This window comes from Martinezella sp. CNPSo 3732, from assembly GCF_057784515.1.
On record NZ_JBXSOO010000011.1, the window covers coordinates 81,808 to 98,776 of the forward strand.

At 60.0% G+C, this 16,969-nt stretch carries 21 protein-coding genes; 13 read left to right on the forward strand and 8 right to left on the reverse strand.

Annotated features, from left to right (window positions below; all coding sequences use genetic code 11):
• The first annotated feature begins 55 nt into the window (after nt 1-55).
• Together AC13RM_RS18650 and AC13RM_RS18655 are read left to right on the forward strand one after the other, a co-directional pair.
• Nucleotides 56-799 carry a DUF1223 domain-containing protein gene (locus AC13RM_RS18650; protein WP_374819399.1) on the forward strand — a complete coding sequence of 248 codons (744 nt, stop codon included), beginning with the start codon at nt 56-58 and terminating at the stop codon, nt 797-799.
• A gap of 329 nt (nt 800-1,128) precedes the next feature.
• Nucleotides 1,129-1,530, forward strand: coding sequence for a DUF2794 domain-containing protein (locus AC13RM_RS18655; protein ID WP_113231486.1), 402 nt, complete (start codon nt 1,129-1,131; stop codon nt 1,528-1,530).
• 69 nt (nt 1,531-1,599) lie between these two features.
• Here the strand turns inward: AC13RM_RS18655 and AC13RM_RS18660 are convergent, their stop codons facing one another.
• From AC13RM_RS18660 to AC13RM_RS18675, 4 genes are all read right to left on the reverse strand, one after another.
• Entirely contained in the window at nt 1,600-2,157 is a 558-nt protein-coding gene (locus tag AC13RM_RS18660) for a GNAT family N-acetyltransferase (RefSeq protein WP_488555406.1), read from the reverse strand.
• 118 nt (nt 2,158-2,275) lie between these two features.
• Nucleotides 2,276-3,016: a Bax inhibitor-1/YccA family protein gene (locus tag AC13RM_RS18665; RefSeq protein ID WP_075853634.1), complete on the reverse strand. Its 741-nt coding sequence runs from the start codon at nt 3,014-3,016 to the stop codon at nt 2,276-2,278.
• A gap of 193 nt (nt 3,017-3,209) precedes the next feature.
• Complete coding sequence (locus AC13RM_RS18670; protein WP_488555407.1) at nt 3,210-5,756, reverse strand: ABC transporter permease; 2,547 nt, start codon at nt 5,754-5,756, stop codon at nt 3,210-3,212.
• Nucleotides 5,753-6,463 (reverse strand): ABC transporter ATP-binding protein, encoded by a 711-nt coding sequence (locus tag AC13RM_RS18675; RefSeq protein ID WP_113231489.1) that lies wholly within the window; start codon nt 6,461-6,463, stop codon nt 5,753-5,755. Before AC13RM_RS18675 ends, AC13RM_RS18670 begins: the two co-directional genes overlap by 4 nt.
• A gap of 82 nt (nt 6,464-6,545) precedes the next feature.
• Here AC13RM_RS18675 and AC13RM_RS18680 point away from each other — a divergent pair, with 82 nt between their 5' ends.
• Nucleotides 6,546-7,196, forward strand: a complete 651-nt coding sequence (locus tag AC13RM_RS18680; protein ID WP_488555408.1) for an arylesterase — start codon at nt 6,546-6,548, stop codon at nt 7,194-7,196.
• A gap of 68 nt (nt 7,197-7,264) precedes the next feature.
• The gene (gene thpR, locus AC13RM_RS18685) at nt 7,265-7,861 is read left to right on the forward strand and encodes an RNA 2',3'-cyclic phosphodiesterase (RefSeq protein WP_113231491.1); all 597 of its coding nucleotides are present in this window, start codon (nt 7,265-7,267) and stop codon (nt 7,859-7,861) included.
• On the opposite strand, the gene AC13RM_RS18690 is transcribed toward thpR, so the two are convergent.
• The gene (locus tag AC13RM_RS18690; RefSeq protein ID WP_488555409.1) at nt 7,792-8,274 is read right to left on the reverse strand and encodes a low molecular weight protein-tyrosine-phosphatase; all 483 of its coding nucleotides are present in this window, start codon (nt 8,272-8,274) and stop codon (nt 7,792-7,794) included. The genes thpR and AC13RM_RS18690 overlap by 70 nt on opposite strands.
• A gap of 90 nt (nt 8,275-8,364) precedes the next feature.
• On the opposite strand from AC13RM_RS18690, the gene AC13RM_RS18695 reads away from it, so the two are divergent.
• The 5 genes from AC13RM_RS18695 to AC13RM_RS18715 all read left to right on the forward strand — a co-directional run bounded on the left by AC13RM_RS18695 (nt 8,365) and on the right by AC13RM_RS18715 (nt 11,952).
• Nucleotides 8,365-8,670, forward strand: a complete 306-nt coding sequence (locus tag AC13RM_RS18695; protein ID WP_113231493.1) for a 4a-hydroxytetrahydrobiopterin dehydratase — start codon at nt 8,365-8,367, stop codon at nt 8,668-8,670.
• 66 nt (nt 8,671-8,736) lie between these two features.
• The gene (locus tag AC13RM_RS18700) at nt 8,737-9,126 is read left to right on the forward strand and encodes a YkvA family protein (RefSeq protein WP_113231494.1); all 390 of its coding nucleotides are present in this window, start codon (nt 8,737-8,739) and stop codon (nt 9,124-9,126) included.
• A gap of 332 nt (nt 9,127-9,458) precedes the next feature.
• Nucleotides 9,459-10,007: an invasion associated locus B family protein gene (locus AC13RM_RS18705; protein ID WP_095432995.1), complete on the forward strand. Its 549-nt coding sequence runs from the start codon at nt 9,459-9,461 to the stop codon at nt 10,005-10,007.
• A 287-nt stretch (nt 10,008-10,294) separates the two neighbouring features.
• Nucleotides 10,295-11,530 carry a dual-specificity RNA methyltransferase RlmN gene (rlmN, locus tag AC13RM_RS18710; protein WP_285176699.1) on the forward strand — a complete coding sequence of 412 codons (1,236 nt, stop codon included), beginning with the start codon at nt 10,295-10,297 and terminating at the stop codon, nt 11,528-11,530.
• 5 nt (nt 11,531-11,535) lie between these two features.
• Nucleotides 11,536-11,952, forward strand: coding sequence for a hypothetical protein (locus AC13RM_RS18715; RefSeq protein ID WP_488555410.1), 417 nt, complete (start codon nt 11,536-11,538; stop codon nt 11,950-11,952).
• Here the strand turns inward: AC13RM_RS18715 and AC13RM_RS18720 are convergent.
• Nucleotides 11,936-12,577 (reverse strand): LysE family translocator, encoded by a 642-nt coding sequence (locus AC13RM_RS18720; protein ID WP_440478365.1) that lies wholly within the window; start codon nt 12,575-12,577, stop codon nt 11,936-11,938. The genes AC13RM_RS18715 and AC13RM_RS18720 overlap by 17 nt on opposite strands.
• Nucleotides 12,578-12,746: 169 nt before the next feature.
• Nucleotides 12,747-13,601: an SDR family NAD(P)-dependent oxidoreductase gene (locus AC13RM_RS18725; protein WP_488555411.1), complete on the reverse strand. Its 855-nt coding sequence runs from the start codon at nt 13,599-13,601 to the stop codon at nt 12,747-12,749.
• 85 nt (nt 13,602-13,686) lie between these two features.
• On the opposite strand from AC13RM_RS18725, the gene AC13RM_RS18730 reads away from it, so the two are divergent.
• The 3 genes from AC13RM_RS18730 (at nt 13,687) to AC13RM_RS18740 (ending at nt 15,560) form a co-directional block, all read left to right on the forward strand.
• Nucleotides 13,687-13,932 (forward strand): type II toxin-antitoxin system ParD family antitoxin, encoded by a 246-nt coding sequence (locus AC13RM_RS18730; RefSeq protein WP_113231498.1) that lies wholly within the window; start codon nt 13,687-13,689, stop codon nt 13,930-13,932.
• Entirely contained in the window at nt 13,929-14,105 is a 177-nt protein-coding gene (locus tag AC13RM_RS18735; protein ID WP_488555412.1) for a type II toxin-antitoxin system RelE/ParE family toxin, read from the forward strand. The genes AC13RM_RS18730 and AC13RM_RS18735 overlap by 4 nt, the downstream gene beginning before the upstream one ends.
• Nucleotides 14,106-14,336: 231 nt before the next feature.
• Nucleotides 14,337-15,560 (forward strand): argininosuccinate synthase, encoded by a 1,224-nt coding sequence (locus AC13RM_RS18740; protein ID WP_488555413.1) that lies wholly within the window; start codon nt 14,337-14,339, stop codon nt 15,558-15,560.
• Nucleotides 15,561-15,635: 75 nt separating this feature from the next.
• Here the strand turns inward: AC13RM_RS18740 and AC13RM_RS18745 are convergent, their stop codons facing one another.
• Nucleotides 15,636-16,118, reverse strand: a complete 483-nt coding sequence (locus tag AC13RM_RS18745; protein WP_285176704.1) for a MarR family winged helix-turn-helix transcriptional regulator — start codon at nt 16,116-16,118, stop codon at nt 15,636-15,638.
• Between the two features lie 162 nt (nt 16,119-16,280).
• Between AC13RM_RS18745 and AC13RM_RS18750 the strand changes: the two genes are divergently transcribed.
• A complete protein-coding gene (locus tag AC13RM_RS18750; RefSeq protein ID WP_488555414.1) occupies nt 16,281-16,922 on the forward strand; it encodes a LysE family translocator in 642 nt (213 codons plus the stop codon).
• Nucleotides 16,923-16,969: the final 47 nt, after the last annotated feature.

Below are 16,969 nucleotides of genomic sequence, written 5' to 3' on the forward strand. Positions count from 1 at the left end.
TGCAGGGCCCGTGTAGGCAGACGGCGCTCGAGATTGGATGCAGAGGTAAGATAGAATGCGCCTTCGGTTTTCGGTTCCACTTCTGGCAGGCATCGCGCTCGCAAGTTCGCTGCATGCGCAGGAGGCTGCGAAGATCAAGGGCGTCGTCGAACTCTTCACGTCGCAGGGCTGCGCCTCCTGTCCTCCAGCGGATGCGGCGTTCCGCAAGCTGATCCGTCAGGGCAATGTCGTGGCGCTCGCCTATCACGTCGATTATTGGAACTATCTCGGCTGGAACGACACCATGGCGTCCAAGGACAATACGGCGCGCCAATATGCCTATGCCCGTACGATGGGGCGCAGCGGAGTTTATACGCCACAGGCGATCGTCAATGGCAGGGACCATATGAACGGCGCCGATCTCGGTGGCATCAACGTCAAGCTTGACGAATTTGAGCGCCTGGGCGAGGGGCTGACGGTTCCGGTCAATGCCGCCATGAAGGGCGACGAGCTCGAGATCAAGATTGGGGCCGGGCAGGGCAAGGCCAATGTGGTTGCCGTCTATTTCGACAAGGAACAGATGGTGGCGCCGAAGGGCGGGGAAAATACCGGGCAGCAGATCGCCTATATGCACGCGGTATCCGATGTCGAAACAGTCGGCATGTGGGACGGCAAGGCCATGAGCCTCGTGCTGCCGTCGACCGTGCTGGATAAGGCCGGCCGGCGAGGCCTCGCGATTCTGCTGCAGTCGTCGACATCTTCGGGCGATCCGGCTGCCATTCTCGGGGCGACTGTTTTGACGGTCGGTTCGGACGGCTGAGCGGTTTTTCCAGCTTTGCCGGAGGTCTTCCATTTTGGCGTGGTCGAAAGGCTTCCTATTTTGGCTGATGCCCAATAGGGGAGGTGCCCGGCGAGGACGCATTCGGGGCTGGGGTTTAATCGATGCGTCCCGGCCGGGCCGTTTGACGCGGCGGCGCCAAACAGTCCTCTATACTTCCTGTAAATTGGGCGTCGTTTTGGCTGAAATGCGGCACTGACGAGGTGCTTTCACAGCTGGGAAAGAAATTGTGAGCCGCCAGCCGTCTTGCAATTTGATGTGGCTGAGGCAAACTGTCATTCTCCTGTCATGAGATAGCCCCTGGGGGATTGATGACTGATCAGCCGGATTTGAGACACGGTGAAAGCCGTTCCGTCGATACCAATTCATCCGTCGTCGTTGATCTCAGAGAATACAAACAGAGCAAGGACCCGCTACCGGTGACCTTTCATCGGCGGGAGCTGGACGCGATTCTCTGGATCTATGGCCGCATGGTCGGCGAGGGCGAATGGCGTGATTATGCCATCGACCATTTGAAGGACAAGGCGGTTTTCTCCGTTTTCAAGCGCTCCGGCGAAATGCCGCTTTTCCGCATCGAAAAGGATCCGAAGCTTTCGGCCAAGCAGGGCGCCTTCTCCGTCGTCAATACCAACGGTATGATCCTGAAGCGCGGCCATGAGCTGAGTCAAGTTCTGAAGGTTTTCGATAAGCAGCTGAAGCTGGTGGAGAAGTAGTTCGGCGTCATTGACTGCGTGTTTGCGGAGGGGGGGTATCCAGAGGCGCCGCGTACAGGCAGGTCGAAACTACCCCCCAAACAACGTCCCTGGATAAACCGAGGGATCCGGATCGCTCTCCGCACCCTCACCCAACGCCTTCTGCATCAGCATCGTATCGAGCCACCGGCCATGCTTGTAACCGGTGCCTTTCAACAGGCCGGCTTCGGCAAAGCCTGCCGCGCGGTGCACGGCGACAGAGGCGGGATGGGCGCCGCCGATGACGGCGATCATCTGGCGGAAGCCGAGCGCCTCGCAGCTTTCGACGAGCGCATCGAGCAGCTGCCGGCCGACGCCGCGACCGCGGGCTTCCGGCGCCAGATAGATCGAGTCCTCCACCATCCAACGATAGGCTGGCCGCGTGCGGAAGGATGAGGCGTAGGCATAGCCGAGGAACGCGCCGGCATCGTCTTCCGCAACGAGATAGGGATAACCCTTGTCATGGATCGCCTCGAACCTGGCCGTCATTTCCTCTTGGCCCGGCGGCGTGATTTCGTAGCTTGCCGTGCCGTTGAGGACGGAATCTCTGTAGATGGCGGTGATATGGGGAAGGTCGTCTGAGGTTGCACTGCGGAGGCTGACGGACATTGCTTCTATTGCCTGATCTGCGGATTTGTGACGGCAGCTATCAAATCGCAGGGCGTGTGCGCAAGCAAACAAAAAAGGCGGCCGAAGCCGCCTTTTCGTATCTCATTTCACGCTGCGCTTAACGGCGGTTGCCCATGAATTGCAGCAGGAACATGAACAGGTTGATGAAGTCCAGGTAGAGCGACAGGGCGCCCATGATCGCCTTGCGGCCAGCCACCGTCGCATCATCGGCGGTGTAGTACATTTCCTTGATCCGCTGCGTATCGTAGGCGGTGAGGCCTGCGAAGATCAGGACGCCGATCACGGAGATGGCGAACTGCAGGGCGGACGAAGCCAGGAAGATGTTGACGAGCGTCGCGATGATCAGGCCGAAGAGGCCCATCATCAGGAACGAGCCCATCGCCGACAGATCACGCTTCGTCGTGTAGCCGTAGAGCGACAGCGCGCCGAAGGAGGCGGCGGTCACGAAGAAGGTCTGTACGACGCTCTGGCCGGTGTAGATGATGAAGATCGACGACAGCGACAGGCCCACCAGCGCGGCGTAGACCCAGAAGGTCGTCGTCGCGGCGGCCACGCTCATGCGGTTGATCCTGAAGCTCAGGAAGAAGACCATTGCCAGCGGGGCGAGAATGACCACCCACTTCAGCGGGCTCAGATAGATCGCCTGGCCGAAGGCCGTGATCTGTCCGTTTGCGAAAGCGAGCGAGAAGGAGAGATAGGCGGCAACACCCGTGATCGCCAGACCCAGCGCCATCAGGTTATAGACCTTGAGCATGTAGGCTCGAAGGCCCTCGTCTATCATCGCACCGGATTGCGCACCGCTCTGCGCCCGGTTTTGGTAATTGCGAAAGTCAGCCATGTTTTCCTCTTTCAAGCTCCGATGTGAGTACGGTGTCGGGTCTTTCAAGGCCCAGGCGCCGCTGCGGAGCTCAGCATGCCTGCACAGAATATGAGGCTTTCGGGCCTCATAGACAAGGGTCTAGCGATCGGCCCCATGTTAAATCGATGTAACATCGGGCTGTTTTGGCGGCTCTGCGCCGTCGGCGGAGTGGTTAGAGCTCACGCAGAACAGGGGCGGCCTTCTGGCCGAGGATGCGCCAGGTGCCGATGAGGCCAATACCGACCGTCAGCACCAGGGCGATGACGAGCGTCGATAGGGCGACGTCGGGCAGGAAGGCCGAGGGCAGATGCATGATTCGGCTGACGATATACCAAGCGGATGCCGCCCCGGCGATCAGTGCGAAGACGGCGGTGGCAGCACCCAGGATCAGGTATTCGTAGCTGAAGGCGCGGATCAGCGTCGCCCGCGTTGCGCCGAGCGTCTTGAGGATGACGGCATCATGCGTGCGGGCGCGATTGCCCGCCGCGAGCGCACCTGCCAGCACGAGCACGGATGCGATGAGCGCCACCGACGCGGCAGAGCGGATCGCGGTGGCAAGCTGTCCCACAAGCGTGTTGACGACATCGAGTGCATCCTTGACCCGTACGCTTGTTATGGTCGAATAGGTATTCGTGACTTTCCTTAGAATGGCCGCTTCCTGTTCCGAGGTGGCGGACGTGTCGGTCAGGGTCGCGAGCCAGGCATGCGGGGCGCCCCTGAAGGTATTGGGCGAGAAGATCATCACGAAATTGATCGACAGCGACTGCCATTGTACCTTGCGGAAGCTGGCGATCTTGGCAGTGATGTTGCGGCCGAGCACGTTGACGGTGACTTTATCGCCGAGCTTCAAGCCGAGCGCCTTGCCTTCCTCTTCGGAGAAGGAAACCAACGGCTCGCCGCTATAATCCTTGTCCCACCATTTGCCTTCCGTGACCGAGGCGTTTTCCGGCACCGTATCGGCATAGGTGATGCCGCGGTCGCCGCGCAGGACCCATTGACCTGCCGCCGGCACCTTCATCTTGGTGACATCCTCGCCATTGAAGGCGACGATCCGGCCGCGCAGCATCGGCGCCTCGACGAGCTTGCCCTTGGGGTCGATGTCGAGCACGATCTTGCGAAAGCCTTCCAGCTCCGGCCCCTGAATGTCGACAAAGAAGAAATTCGGCGCCTGCTCGCTCATGCGGCCCATGAGTTCGCGGCGCATATTGCCGTCGATCAGCGTCAGTGTCACCAGCAGCGCCAGGCCGAGGCCGAGCGACAGCACGACGGAGGAGGTGAGCGCGCCGGGTCGATGAATGTTGCCGATCGCCAAGCGAAGGGCCGGCGAGCGCACGCGCGGGCTGCGGCGGGCAAGCCAGGAAAGCAGGGCTGCTACCAGGCGCAGCACGACGAAGGCGCCGGCGATCGAAACAACGAAGACGATGGCGATGAAGCGATCATAGGCGGTGATGATCGCCAGGGCGGCAAGTGCCGCCATCAGCACAACGGCGGCGAGCAGATAGGGCCAGCCGGGAAGGCGTCGCGCTTCGAAGCCCTGCTCGCGAAACAGCGCCGTTGCCGGCACCTCGCGGGCATGGCCGAGCGGCGGAATGGCGAACGCCAGCGTCGTCAGGAGGCCGAAGAGAGCGGCGAGCGTCAGCGCGCCGGGATAGAGTCGCGGCGCGGTCGAAATCGGCAGGAATTCCGCCATGAATTGCGATGCGATCATGGGCGCAATGGCGCCGAGGACGAGGCCGATCGCTATGCCGGCGAGCGCAATGACGGCGATCTGGATGAGATAGATCAGCACAACGACGAAAGCCGGCGCGCCCAGGCATTTGAAGGTGGCGATGGTCGTGCGCTTCGAATCGAGGAAGGCGCGTACGGCATTGGCAACGCCGACTCCGCCGACGATGAGCGCCGCCAGGCCGACCAGCGTCAGGAACTGCGAGAAGCGGGTGACGTTGTCGGCAAGCTGTGGCGCTGCGCGATCACTGCTGCGGATCGACCAGCCTGCCTGCGGAAAGGCGGCGTTGGCGCGGTCAGTGAGATTGCGGATGCCGGCTGCGGGGTTGTCCATGCGGATTTTGTAGGATTGTTCGACCAGACTGCCCGTGGTGATCAGGCCGGAGGCGATCAGGGCGTCGCGGCTGGTGAGCAGACGTGGCGCGAAGCCGAAGCCTTCGGAGACGGCGTCGGGCTCGCTTTGGATGGTGCCCGATATGCGCAGCTTCGTATTGCCCAGCAGCAGATCGCTGCCGACCTTGAGGTTCAGGCGTTCCAACAGCAGGGGCGCTACGACGGCGCCATAGGCGCCATCCTTGGCGGCAAGCAGCGTCGACAAGGGCTGATCGGGATCGGCCTGGAAGGTGCCGTAGAGCGGATAAGCGTTGTCGACGGCCTTGACCTCGACCAACGCCTGATCCGAGCCATCGGGCAGACGTGCCATGGAACGCAGCCCGGTGGAGCGGGAAATTTTGCCCAAGCTTTGGAGATAGGCGAATTCTTCCGGCGTCGCCTCGCGATTGCGCAGTTCGAAACGGGCGTCGCCTGATAGCAGCGATTGCCCCTGCGTCGCGATCGCGTCGGTGATCGAACGGGAAACGGAATTGACCGCAGCGATCGCGCCAGTGCCGAGCGCGATGCAGGCAAGGAAGATGTAGAAGCCGCCAAGGCCGCCGCGCAATTCGCGCAGGGCAAGGCGGAAGGCGAGGGGCAGGCGAAGTCCCGCCGCGCTCATGCAATGGCTGCCTGGTTGGTGCGCGTGCGCATGCTGTCGCTCTCGATTTCGCCGGAGCGGACGCGGATCTGGCGCGAGCAGCGGGCGGCAAGGGCGGGATCATGGGTGACGAGCAGCATGGTCGTGCCGCGCTCGGCCTGCTGGGCGAAGAGCAGGTCGGCGATCTGCCGGCCGGTATCGGTATCGAGATTGCCCGTCGGTTCGTCGGCGATCAGGACGGCTGGCGAAGGCGCCAGCGCGCGGGCGATGGCGACACGCTGCTGTTCACCGCCGGAGAGCTGCCCGGGATAGTGCGTGAGCCTTTCGCCCAGCCCCACCGCTTCCAGCTCCCGCCTGGCGATAGCGAAGGCATCGCGGACATTCGCAAGTTCCAGCGGCACGGCGACATTTTCCAGCGCCGTCATGTTGGCGATCAGGTGGAAGGATTGGAAAACGATGCCGATGTTCCGGCCGCGGAAATCGGCGATGCGATCTTCGCTCAGGCTATGCAGCGGCGTGTCGCGGATCAAAAGTTCGCCGCTGTCGAGCTTTTCGAGGCCGGCCAGTACCATCAGCAGGGTGGACTTGCCGGAGCCGGACGGGCCGACGATGCCGACGGCCTCACCCTCCATCACAGTGAGATCGATACCCTTCAGCACATGGACGGATGCGGCGGCATTGCCGAGCGTCAAATCCGCCTTCTTCAGCTCGATGATGGTTTTTGCCAATGCGAACGCCCTATATATCGGAGAACATCAGAGATAATGGCGGGCGTGATTTGGCCCGAGCAGCGAATTTAGGGAATGGATCATGGGTTTTAAAGTTGCCGCGCTTCAATTCGCTGTCATCACTTTCGGTCTTTTGTTTGGCGCTGTTGGCGCCGCCGAGGCGCGGACTATCCAGTTGGTCGGCTTCGGCGACAGCCTGATGGCGGGCTATCAGCTGCCCCCGGGCGACGGCTTTCCCGCGAAGCTTGAGATGGCGCTGAAGGCCAAGGGGCTCGATATTGCCGTCGCCGATGCCGGTGTTTCGGGAGATACGACATCGGGCGGCCTTTCGCGCATCGACTGGTCGGTGCCCGATGGCACGGATGGCGTCATCCTGGAGCTCGGCGCCAATGACGCGCTGCGCGGCATTCCGCCGGAGCAGACGGAAAAGAACCTCGAGACGATGATCGAACGGTTGAAGGACAGAAAGATCCCGATCCTTCTCGTCGGCATGCTGGCGCCGCCGAACATGGGGGGCGACTACGCCGATAAATTCAATCCGATCTACAAGCGGCTGGCCGACAAATATCAGCTTCCCCTCTATCCGTTCTTCCTCGATGGCGTTGCCACGCACGCGGATCTGCAGCTTGCCGACGGCATGCATCCGAGCTCCAAGGGCGTGGACGTGATGGTCGAGCATATGTTGCAGGCTGTCATCAGTTTTGTAGGGACGATTGACGCAGGTGCGAAATAGATGCTTGCACCGACTGCAAATGCGTGATTCCCTACCTATACCTGCAAGAGATTCGGGGAGTGCTCGTCATGCCGAGACTTTTTACCGCCCTCGAAATTCCGCGCAATGCGGCCATGAGCCTGTCATTGTTGCGCGGTGGTCTCCCGGGAGCCAGGTGGATCGACGTTGAAAATTATCACATCACCTTGCGCTTCATCGGCGATGTCGATGGCCGCACGGCGGATGAGATCGTCGATCGGCTGGACCGGATAGATCGACCTGAATTCCAGCTTCGGCTGGAGGGCATCGGTTCCTTCGGCTCTAAGAAACCGCATTCGGTTTGGGCCGGGGTCTCGCAGACACCGGATATGTTCGCGCTGCAAGGCGAGATCGAGCGCATTTGCCAGCGGATCGGCCTGCAGCCGGATCCGCGCAAGTTCACGCCGCACGTGACGCTCGCCAGGCTGAAGTCCTCGCGGGTCGACGATGTCGTGCACTATCTATCCGGCCGCGGCAATTTCTATACCCAGCCCTTCACGGTCGGGCGCTTCGTGCTTTTGTCCTCGCGCGAATCGGTCGGCGGCGGTCCTTATCTCACCGAAGAGATATTCCCGCTTCACGAGCCCCGCAGCACGTTCCCGACTTTGGGCAACAGCGCGCTGCAGCCGGCCAAGAGCATGGTATAGACGGCTTCGAAATTCTCTCGGTCGCCATAGTAGGGATCGGGGATATCCTTGTTGCTTCCGAGCGCTAGGGCATTGAAGAGATGCAGCTTGCCGAGGGCATCGGCGGGTGCTGTCTTGCGCAAATTCTTCAAATTGTCTTGATCCATTGCCAGGATAAGATCGAACCGGCCGAAATCTGATGGTTCGATGCGACGGGCGCGCTGGGCTGAAATATCGATTCCGTGGTGGGCAGCAACCGCAACCGAGCGGCGATCCGGGCGTTCTCCTTGATGCCAGCCGCCGGTACCGGCCGAATCGATGTCGAATTCGCCGCCGCGGCCGGCCTTGCCCGCCAGATGCCTGAATATGCCTTCTGCGAGGGGCGAGCGGCAGATATTGCCGGCGCAGACGAAAAGAACCCTGTGACGATCCATGTTATCGTTCAACCGCTGGAGCTTTTACGCAATTCCAGGAAAACCGCTACGCACTTTTCCTGGAATTGCTTTAGAGAGGAGTGACTTGCCATGAAATACGAGAAGCTCGACCGCACGGCAATCGATGAAAATCTTGCGGAGCTCTCCGGCTGGGCGCTTGCGGCCGACGGGCTTTCGATTTCGAAGACGTTCAAGTTCCGCAACTTCGTCGAAGCCTTCGGCTTCATGACGGAAGCCGCCCTTGCCGCGGAAAAATTCAACCATCACCCGGAATGGTTCAACGTCTATTCCCGCGTCGAGGTGAAGCTGACGACGCATGATGCCGACGGTTTGACCGATCATGACGTCAAGTTGGCGAAGGCGATGGAGAAGGCGGCCGCCCGCCGGATCGATTGAATCACGGCAGGCTATCACCATATGTTTACACGGCCCGGCCGACGGGTCTCGATTGAGGTGAATGGAATGGATGACATCAAGTACGGGGAAATCCTGATGCCTGGTGACGAAGAGACTCAAAAAGAGCAGGAGACATCGGTGCGCAGAAAATTCTGGCCGACCTTGCGGAAGGCAGCTCGCCATATCCCGTTCTCGCGCGACGTCGTGGCCGCCTTCTATTGCGCGCTCGACCCGCAAACGCCGACCCGCGTTCGCGGCATATTGCTGGCGGCACTCGGCTATTTTGTCATGCCCGTCGATATCATTCCCGATTTCTTTGCCGTCATCGGCTTTTCCGATGATGTCGCGGTGCTGACGCTCGCTTTCAGCATGATCAGAGGCCATATCCGCCAGGAACATTACGATGCCGCCGATCGCGCGCTGGAGAACGAGCCCGAGTCTATGAAGACCGCCTGATGCTTGTTTTGCTGAGCCGATCTGAATCCTCTCGGGTTTCCAGAGATTTATGAGACCTCCCTGATTTTAGCGAGGTCAAATTCTTGCCCGAATCTTTCTGTCTTAAATCGAAGCTGCAGGGTGGTACTTCATCATCCGGGTTTTCCAATTCCTTCTGATGCGTTTCAAGCTTTGCGCGATAACTGGATTGAAATGGCACGGAGCCGGTGGCGGCAGCGCTCCGTTGACGGTTTGGTAACCTGAATAAAGTCAAAATAAGGCAGCTCACGAGCACAGGCGTGCGTCAAACGAATCGCCATGAGCTCTGGACCGCAAGAAATCGGCAGGAAACCATGTTTGTAAAAAGCTTCGCAATCGCCCTCTCGCTCGTTCTGGCCGGAACCGGCATAGCGTCCGCGCAGACCAAGAAGCAGACGCAGGCAGCGGCGCCAGCAGCGCCGGCGGCTCCGACGCGCATTCAGCAGTTCGACGCCTGGGGTGCCTATTCCTACCAGTCCGCCGGCGGTAAGGTATGCTACGTTCTTTCCGTGCCGACGGCCAAGGCGCCGCCGACGGGCATCGATCACGGCGACAATTTCTTCATCGTGTCGCAGCGTCCGGGCCAGAACATCTCCTATGAACCGCAGGCGATGATGGGCTATCCCCTCAAGGACAATTCAAAGGTCAACGTCACCATCGACAACAAGACCTTCGTGATGTTCACCAAGGACAAGGCCGCGTGGGTGGAGAACGCCGCGCAGGAGCCTGCTCTGGTCGCCGCGCTGAAATCCGGCCACTCGCTGAAGGTTTCCGCGACGTCGAAGAAGGGCACCGCCACCTCCTACACCTATTCATTGAAGGGTGTGACGGCTGCACTGAAGCAGATCGAAAACTGCAAATAAGATCGAGGGCCGAAGGATCACGCAAATGTGATCCTCCCGTTGCCGCGACCGCAATGAGCAAGGCCGGTCAAGTCGATCGGCCTTTCGTTTTTCAAGGCCAACCCTCGCTTTTGAGGGAAAGGGATGACGCGAGCGGAAATTAATGCTAAAGGCCGCGCCAACAATAGGTGTGCGGCAGATAGATTGCCCCGTCACCGCATGAATCTTCAGATTTCCGTGCCTTGCCCGCATCCGCAGCTTTCGTCAGCTTTTGCGGCATCGCCGATATGAACCGTTGGAACGATCCTATGTCCGCAACCGATGTCATAACTCCCTCCCGGCTCAAGCCGATGCCTGTGTCGCAGCCAGTCGAACTTTCGCCGAAGCCATCGCTGATCGGCATGACGCGCGAAGAAATGGGTGCAGCTCTTAGGGAAAAAGGCGTTGCAGACAAGCAGATCAAGATGCGCGTCAGCCAGCTCTGGAACTGGATCTATGTGCGCGGTGTCTCCGATTTCGATGCCATGGCCAACGTGTCGAAGGACATGCGCGAAATGCTGAAGACGCATTTCACCATCGCGCGTCCGGAGATCGTCGAGGAGCAAGTCTCCAATGACGGCACCCGCAAATGGCTGCTCCGCTTCCCGCCGCGTGGCGCTGGTCGTCCCGTCGAAGTCGAAAGCGTCTATATTCCGGAAGAGGGGCGCGGCACGCTCTGCATTTCCAGCCAGGTCGGCTGTTCGCTTACCTGTTCCTTCTGTCACACGGGCACGCAGCGCCTGGTGCGCAACCTGACGGCGGAAGAGATTCTGTCGCAGCTGCTTCTGGCGCGCGATCGTCTCGGTGATTTCCCCGATCGCGAAGCGCCGCAGGGCACGATCATGCCGGCCGAGGGACGCAAGGTCAGCAATATCGTCATGATGGGCATGGGCGAGCCGCTCTATAATTTCGAGAGCGTCAAGCAGGCTCTGCTGATCGCGTCGGATGGCGATGGCCTATCCTTGTCGAAGCGGCGTATCACTCTTTCGACCTCGGGCGTCGTGCCGGAAATCTACCGCACCGGCGACGAGATCGGTGTGATGCTGGCGATCTCGCTGCATGCCGTACGCGACGACCTGCGCGACATGCTGGTGCCGATCAATAAGAAGTATCCACTGAAGGAGCTGATGGACGCCTGCCGCGCCTATCCCGGCCTGTCGAATGCGCGCCGCATCACCTTCGAATATGTGATGCTGAAGGGCGTCAACGATAGCCTCGAGGATGCGAAAGGCCTGATCCAGCTTCTGAAAGGTATTCCGGCCAAGATCAACCTGATCCCCTTCAACCCGTGGCCGGGCACGAACTACCAGTGTTCCGACTGGGAGCAGATCGAGAAGTTCGCTGATTTCATCAATTCGGCCGGCTATGCCTCGCCGATCCGCACGCCGCGTGGGCGTGATATTCTTGCCGCCTGCGGTCAGCTGAAGTCGGAATCCGAGCGGATGCGCAAGACGGAGCGGCTGGCATTCGAAGCGATGATGATCGCCAATCACGGCGAGGATTGAGATCGATGCTCCTTGGACTGCGCAAGCCGATACGCCTCCTGTGGGGCTATCTTGCCGCTTGCGCACTGATGGGCTTCGTGCTGGCTTGCGTCGCGGCCTATACTCTTCCGGGGAGCGGTGCACCGGAGCTCTTCGTTCTGACCATCGAGATGACCAAGGCTGCAATGATCGTCAGCATTTTACCATCTCTCATCGTCATTCCCATCATGGAATGGCGTAGGGTTCGCCGCTGGTTTGGATATGCGATCTATGGCGCGGTCCTGTCGGCGGTGGCATCCATTCTGATTTCCGGCTCTATGGAAAAGCCGCAAACTCTTAATCTAATCACGATCGCGGTCTGCTTCGCCTTTCTCGGGGCAGCCTGCGCGACCGTTTACTGGTTAATCGCTGGCCGCCATCCAATCCTCAGCGAGCCTGAGTGAAGAAAATCTTCACCGCGAAGATCGAGAAGACCCCAGCAAAGGCGTAGTCGAGGCCGCGCATTACGCCGCGGTTCCGCTGCAGCCAGGACGACAGACCATCGGCGGCGAGAACGACGAGCATGTTCACCGGCATACCGATGATGATGAAGAAGAAGCCGAGGAAGAGCAGCTTGTGCGTGACGGCGGGATCGCCGGCGGTGACGAACTGCGGCAGAAAGGTCATGAAGAAGATGATGACCTTCGGGTTCAGCAGATTGACCCAGAAGCCATTCGAGATATTGGCGAAGGGCGTTCCACCGACGGTATCGACCTTCTTGACCGACAGGCTGGAGCCGAAGCGGATCGCCTGGATTGCAAGCCAGAGCAGATAGGCGGCGCCGCCGGTTTTCAGCACGGTGAAGGCAACGGGCGAAGCCGTGATCAGCGCGGAAATGCCGAAAGCCACCAGGCAGGTATGGACCACGACGCCGAGCGTGGTGCCGAGCACGACGAACAGCGCGGCCTTCTTGCCCTGCGCCAGCGCGCGGCTGATCGACAGCGTCATGTCTGGGCCTGGTGTCATCGCCAGCAGCAGGCTCGCTGCGGAAAAGGCAAGAAGGGTCGGCAGGCTGGGTATGAAATCCATAAGGGCTGCTCCGAAAGCCGGATTAAAGCGTTTCGCGCAAAAGTGTGTAGCGGTTTTGCGAGAACGACATGCACAAAATCAAAGGCCTAAAGCACAGAAAGCGAATCTGAAAGATCGCGACGTGCTTTAGGATCCGCCCGTTCTTATCCGGCTTTCGGGGGATTGCAAATCAATCCTTCTTTTCGAGGAACGCCTTGAATTGATCGGCATAGTCGGGATGCCAGCGCGACAGCGGCGGACGGTTCTCGACGATATCGCCGGCGGCCCAGAGCATGCGGCGTTCATCGACCGGCCGGGCCACGTCGTTATCAGGGCAAAGAATGTAGAAATCCCCGCGCCTCAGGCTTTCCATCATGAACTCGACAGTCTGTTCCGGCGTCCACGCGCCAGCAGGCTTTTCCCGTCGATCGCCTTTTGTCAAGCCTGTGAAGACGAAGCCGGGAATGAGGAGATGGGCCGAAATCTTCGCGCCTTCCGTATTGCGCAGCTCATGCTGCAGCGCCTCGGTGAAGACCTTCACGCCAGCCTTCGAGACATTGTAGGCGGGGTTGCCGGGAGGCGTGGTGATGCCCTGCTTCGAGCCGGTATTGATGATGATGGCCGGTTCACCATGTGCGATCATGCCCGGGCCGAAGACGCGCGTGCCATTGATGACGCCGAGCAGATTGACGCCGAGAATGGCATCCCAGCCGGCCTGGGCGCTGAAGATCGAGGTCTCCGGGCCGATGCCGGCATTGTTCATCAAGACATGCACGCGGCCGAAACGCTGCAGGACTGCGCGTTCCAGCGCTTCCAGTGCGTCTTTGCTGGCGACATCGGTCTCGACGGCCATCACATGCTCTTCGCCTGCGATCGTCTTGAGTTCAGCGCTCGCCTCCGTCAGTCGGTCGCCGCCGAGATCGGCGATGACAACGCTCATGCCGAGCGAAGCGAAATGTTTTGCTGCGGCAAACCCGATGCCGGAAGCGCCACCGGTGATGACGGCAACATTGGATTTCTTGAAAATGGCTTGAATATCAGTCACGAGCGGTGCCCTCCTCAGGCATTGTTCGGTCGCCGCCGAATATGGTACTTTTGGCAATCAAGTCAAACCGCCGGAGGTCACGCCAGTGACAAAGCATGTGTCCGTAGAGATCGACGAGCAGATGGATGCGTTCATCGGCGAGCAGATCAGCCACGGCAACTACGGTTCGCCGAGCGAGGTAATCGACGCCGCGCTTAAATTATTGCGCAGCCGGGCGGAAATAGAGGCGATTGCGGCGGCGATCGCCGAGGGCGAAGCCTCGGGCGAGCCGGAGGAGTTTGACTTCAATGAATTTATCGAAGGAAAGAGAAAGTTGCGCAATCAGCGATGAAGAAATTGGTCTTTTCGCCGAAAGCAGCGTCCGACATCGATCAAATCTACGACTATACCGAGGAAAAATGGGGTTACGAGCAAGCGGAGGATTATGTCTTCGCTCTGTGTGATCGTTGTCATGCTTTGGTGAAGGGCATCGCACGCGGTCGCAAGGCCAGCGGCATCGAATGAGATTATCTCGCTCTCGCCTCCGGCTCACATTTCATCATCTATAAGGATGGCGCCCAAACGGTCACGATCGTCCGCATTCTGCATCAGCGGATGAATATCGGCGCTCATCTCTGATGCCGTCCTGAGAGGTCCCGCCGCGCTTCCCCTTGCGCCTCACGATAATCTCGCTAAAAGTTCCGCGATACAGCTTTGCGGGCCTTTCCCCTGGTCCGCCTCGAAACGGAACTCATCATGGCATCACATAAAGACGTGAAGAAAGTCGTCCTCGCCTATTCCGGCGGTCTCGACACCTCGATTATCCTGAAGTGGCTGCAGACGGAGCTCGGCGCCGAAGTCGTCACCTTCACCGCCGATCTCGGCCAGGGCGAAGAGCTGGAGCCGGCGCGCAAGAAGGCCGAAATGCTCGGCATCAAGGAAATCTATATCGAGGACGTGCGCGAGGAATTCGTGCGCGATTTCATCTTCCCGATGTTCCGTGCCAATGCCGTCTATGAAGGCGTCTATCTGCTCGGCACATCGATTGCCCGTCCGCTGATCTCCAAGCATCTGATCGAGATCGCCAGGAAGACGGGCGCCGACGCCATCGCGCACGGCGCGACCGGCAAGGGCAACGACCAGGTTCGTTTCGAGCTTTCGGCCTATGCGCTGAACCCGGACATCAAGATCATCGCTCCCTGGCGTGACTGGTCGTTCAAGAGCCGCACCGACCTCCTCGAATTCGCCGAGAAGCACCAGATTCCGGTCGCCAAGGACAAGAAGGGCGAGGCGCCTTTCTCCGTCGACGCCAACCTGCTGCACTCCTCTTCCGAAGGCAAGGTTCTGGAAGATCCGGCCCAGGAAGCACCAGAATATGTGCATATGCGCACGATCTCGCCGGAAGCAGCTCCCGATACAGCCACCATCATCAAGATCGGCTTCGAGAAGGGTGATGCGGTTTCGATCAATGGCGAACGCCTGAGCCCGGCAACCTTGCTTGCGAAGCTGAACGATTACGGCCGCGATAACGGCATCGGCCGCCTGGATCTGGTCGAGAACCGTTTCGTCGGCATGAAGTCGCGCGGCGTCTACGAGACCCCCGGCGGCACGATCCTGCTCGCGGCCCACCGCGCCATCGAATCCATCACGCTCGACCGCGGTGCCGCGCATCTCAAGGATGAGCTGATGCCGCGCTATGCCGAGCTGATCTATTACGGTTTCTGGTTCTCGCCGGAGCGCGAAATGCTGCAGGCCCTGATCGACAAGAGCCAGGAGCATGTCGAGGGCGAAGTGACGCTGAAGCTCTACAAGGGCAATGTCATGGTCATCGGCCGCGAAAGCCCGAAATCGCTCTATTCCGACAAGCTGGTCACCTTCGAAGACGACCAGGGCGCCTACGACCAGAAGGATGCGGCTGGCTTCATCAAGCTGAATGCGCTGCGTCTGCGCACGCTCGCCAAGCGCAATCTGTCGAAGTAAGATATTGAAACGAGAGAAGGCCCGCTTCCGGTCGCCGGAGGCGGGCTTCCTTTTGCGAGGATGGGCGGCCTGGAATTAATCCACCGGCCTCAATTCCCGTTCGACTTCTGCAGGTGCTTCGGCCTTCTGAAGATTGCTGCGGAAAGCGCAGAGCGCATCATGCAGTTGCACCTGAAGATCCTCGCCGAAGCCCTGCGTCGCGTTACGCTCGACTTCACAGACTTCCTTATCGATCTGCTTCAGCTTGGCGTCGGCAGCATCGGACAAAACGATACGCTTGGCGCGCCGGTCGAGTGGATCGGGTTGGCGTTCGATCAGGCCGCGTGCCTGCAGCTTGTCCAGAAAAGCGCTGACCGTCATCGGCTCCAACCCCATGCGGGAGGCGATGTCGAGCTGGCGACTGCCATTGATGGCGGCGACCTGCATCAGCGTTCGTGCTTCACCCGCCGTCAGCCCGAGCCCGGCGACAAGGATGCGTCGCTCGAAGGCTGCCCTGATCAGTCGGGCGCAATCGCTCACAAGAAAGGCGAGCGAATCCGTATTAATCCTGCTGTTCATAAGCGCTTCCCTACCTACGCTCTTTGATTTTTTAGGCCCCACTACGTTCTTATTGATTTCATCCCACGAACACAACGGCTTCCTGGAACTTAAAACGACCAGCTGCTTGACCGGGTTCCACGGATTGCTACTCTCGCGTGATCACCAGCGGGATCACTCATCATGACGCAATCGCTCGTTGTCGGCGCCTTCCTCGCCGCGCTTTTCTACGTGCTTATTCCCGGTCCCGCCTTTCTGGCTCTGCTCGGCATCGGGGCCGGCCAGGGCCGCAAGGCGGGTGCATTCTTCGTCAGCGGCCATCTGCTTGGTGATCTCGTCTGGTCCGCGCTCGCCTTGGTCGCCATCGTCGGCGCCAAGACCATCGGCACCTTCGTCTTCGATCTGCTCGGTTTGCTGTGCGGCTTCTATCTCGCCTGGATCGGCTGGAGTGCCGTCACCGCCAAGCCGAGGGGTGACGGCAAGGCGCTCGTCAATGTCGACCGCCCGTTCCGCCGCGGCCTGATCTTCGGTGTGACCAATCCGAAGGGATATCCTGTTGCGCTGGCGACCTTCACGGCGCTTGTTGCGGGCTCCGCCGGCGCACTGACCTTCAGCGCGCTGCCGCTGCTGCTGACGGTTTCCTTCGCGGGTTTCATAACGGCCGACATTATTCTCATCAGCATCATCGGCGCCAGCGCCGTGCGGCGTTTCTATCGTGCGCATGAGCGGCTGATCGTGCGCTGCTCCGGCGTGCTTTTCATGGGATTTGCGGCGCAGGCACTCTGGCATGCCACGCCCGGCCTGCTCGGCTGGCGCAAAGCCTGATCCCACCACATCAATTTGTTCGCCCCTCGCCATACCAATTCGGCGAG

What these genes read in the sequence shown, in the direction of transcription:
- thpR (WP_113231491.1), top strand. Translation starts at nt 7,265, where the DNA reads ATGCCGAGACTTTTTACCGCCCTCGAAATTCCGCGCAATGCGGCCATG.
- AC13RM_RS18665 (WP_075853634.1), bottom strand. Translation starts at nt 3,016, where the DNA reads ATGGCTGACTTTCGCAATTACCAAAACCGGGCGCAGAGCGGTGCGCAA.
- AC13RM_RS18750 (WP_488555414.1), top strand. Translation starts at nt 16,281, where the DNA reads ATGACGCAATCGCTCGTTGTCGGCGCCTTCCTCGCCGCGCTTTTCTAC.
- AC13RM_RS18700 (WP_113231494.1), top strand. Translation starts at nt 8,737, where the DNA reads ATGGATGACATCAAGTACGGGGAAATCCTGATGCCTGGTGACGAAGAG.
- AC13RM_RS18745 (WP_285176704.1), bottom strand. Translation starts at nt 16,118, where the DNA reads ATGAACAGCAGGATTAATACGGATTCGCTCGCCTTTCTTGTGAGCGAT.
- AC13RM_RS18680 (WP_488555408.1), top strand. Translation starts at nt 6,546, where the DNA reads ATGGGTTTTAAAGTTGCCGCGCTTCAATTCGCTGTCATCACTTTCGGT.
- AC13RM_RS18715 (WP_488555410.1), top strand. Translation starts at nt 11,536, where the DNA reads ATGCTCCTTGGACTGCGCAAGCCGATACGCCTCCTGTGGGGCTATCTT.
- AC13RM_RS18660 (WP_488555406.1), bottom strand. Translation starts at nt 2,157, where the DNA reads ATGTCCGTCAGCCTCCGCAGTGCAACCTCAGACGACCTTCCCCATATC.
- AC13RM_RS18735 (WP_488555412.1), top strand. Translation starts at nt 13,929, where the DNA reads ATGAAGAAATTGGTCTTTTCGCCGAAAGCAGCGTCCGACATCGATCAA.
- AC13RM_RS18695 (WP_113231493.1), top strand. Translation starts at nt 8,365, where the DNA reads ATGAAATACGAGAAGCTCGACCGCACGGCAATCGATGAAAATCTTGCG.
- rlmN (WP_285176699.1), top strand. Translation starts at nt 10,295, where the DNA reads ATGTCCGCAACCGATGTCATAACTCCCTCCCGGCTCAAGCCGATGCCT.
- AC13RM_RS18740 (WP_488555413.1), top strand. Translation starts at nt 14,337, where the DNA reads ATGGCATCACATAAAGACGTGAAGAAAGTCGTCCTCGCCTATTCCGGC.
- AC13RM_RS18690 (WP_488555409.1), bottom strand. Translation starts at nt 8,274, where the DNA reads ATGGATCGTCACAGGGTTCTTTTCGTCTGCGCCGGCAATATCTGCCGC.
- AC13RM_RS18670 (WP_488555407.1), bottom strand. Translation starts at nt 5,756, where the DNA reads ATGAGCGCGGCGGGACTTCGCCTGCCCCTCGCCTTCCGCCTTGCCCTG.
- AC13RM_RS18705 (WP_095432995.1), top strand. Translation starts at nt 9,459, where the DNA reads ATGTTTGTAAAAAGCTTCGCAATCGCCCTCTCGCTCGTTCTGGCCGGA.
- AC13RM_RS18650 (WP_374819399.1), top strand. Translation starts at nt 56, where the DNA reads ATGCGCCTTCGGTTTTCGGTTCCACTTCTGGCAGGCATCGCGCTCGCA.
- AC13RM_RS18720 (WP_440478365.1), bottom strand. Translation starts at nt 12,577, where the DNA reads ATGGATTTCATACCCAGCCTGCCGACCCTTCTTGCCTTTTCCGCAGCG.
- AC13RM_RS18655 (WP_113231486.1), top strand. Translation starts at nt 1,129, where the DNA reads ATGACTGATCAGCCGGATTTGAGACACGGTGAAAGCCGTTCCGTCGAT.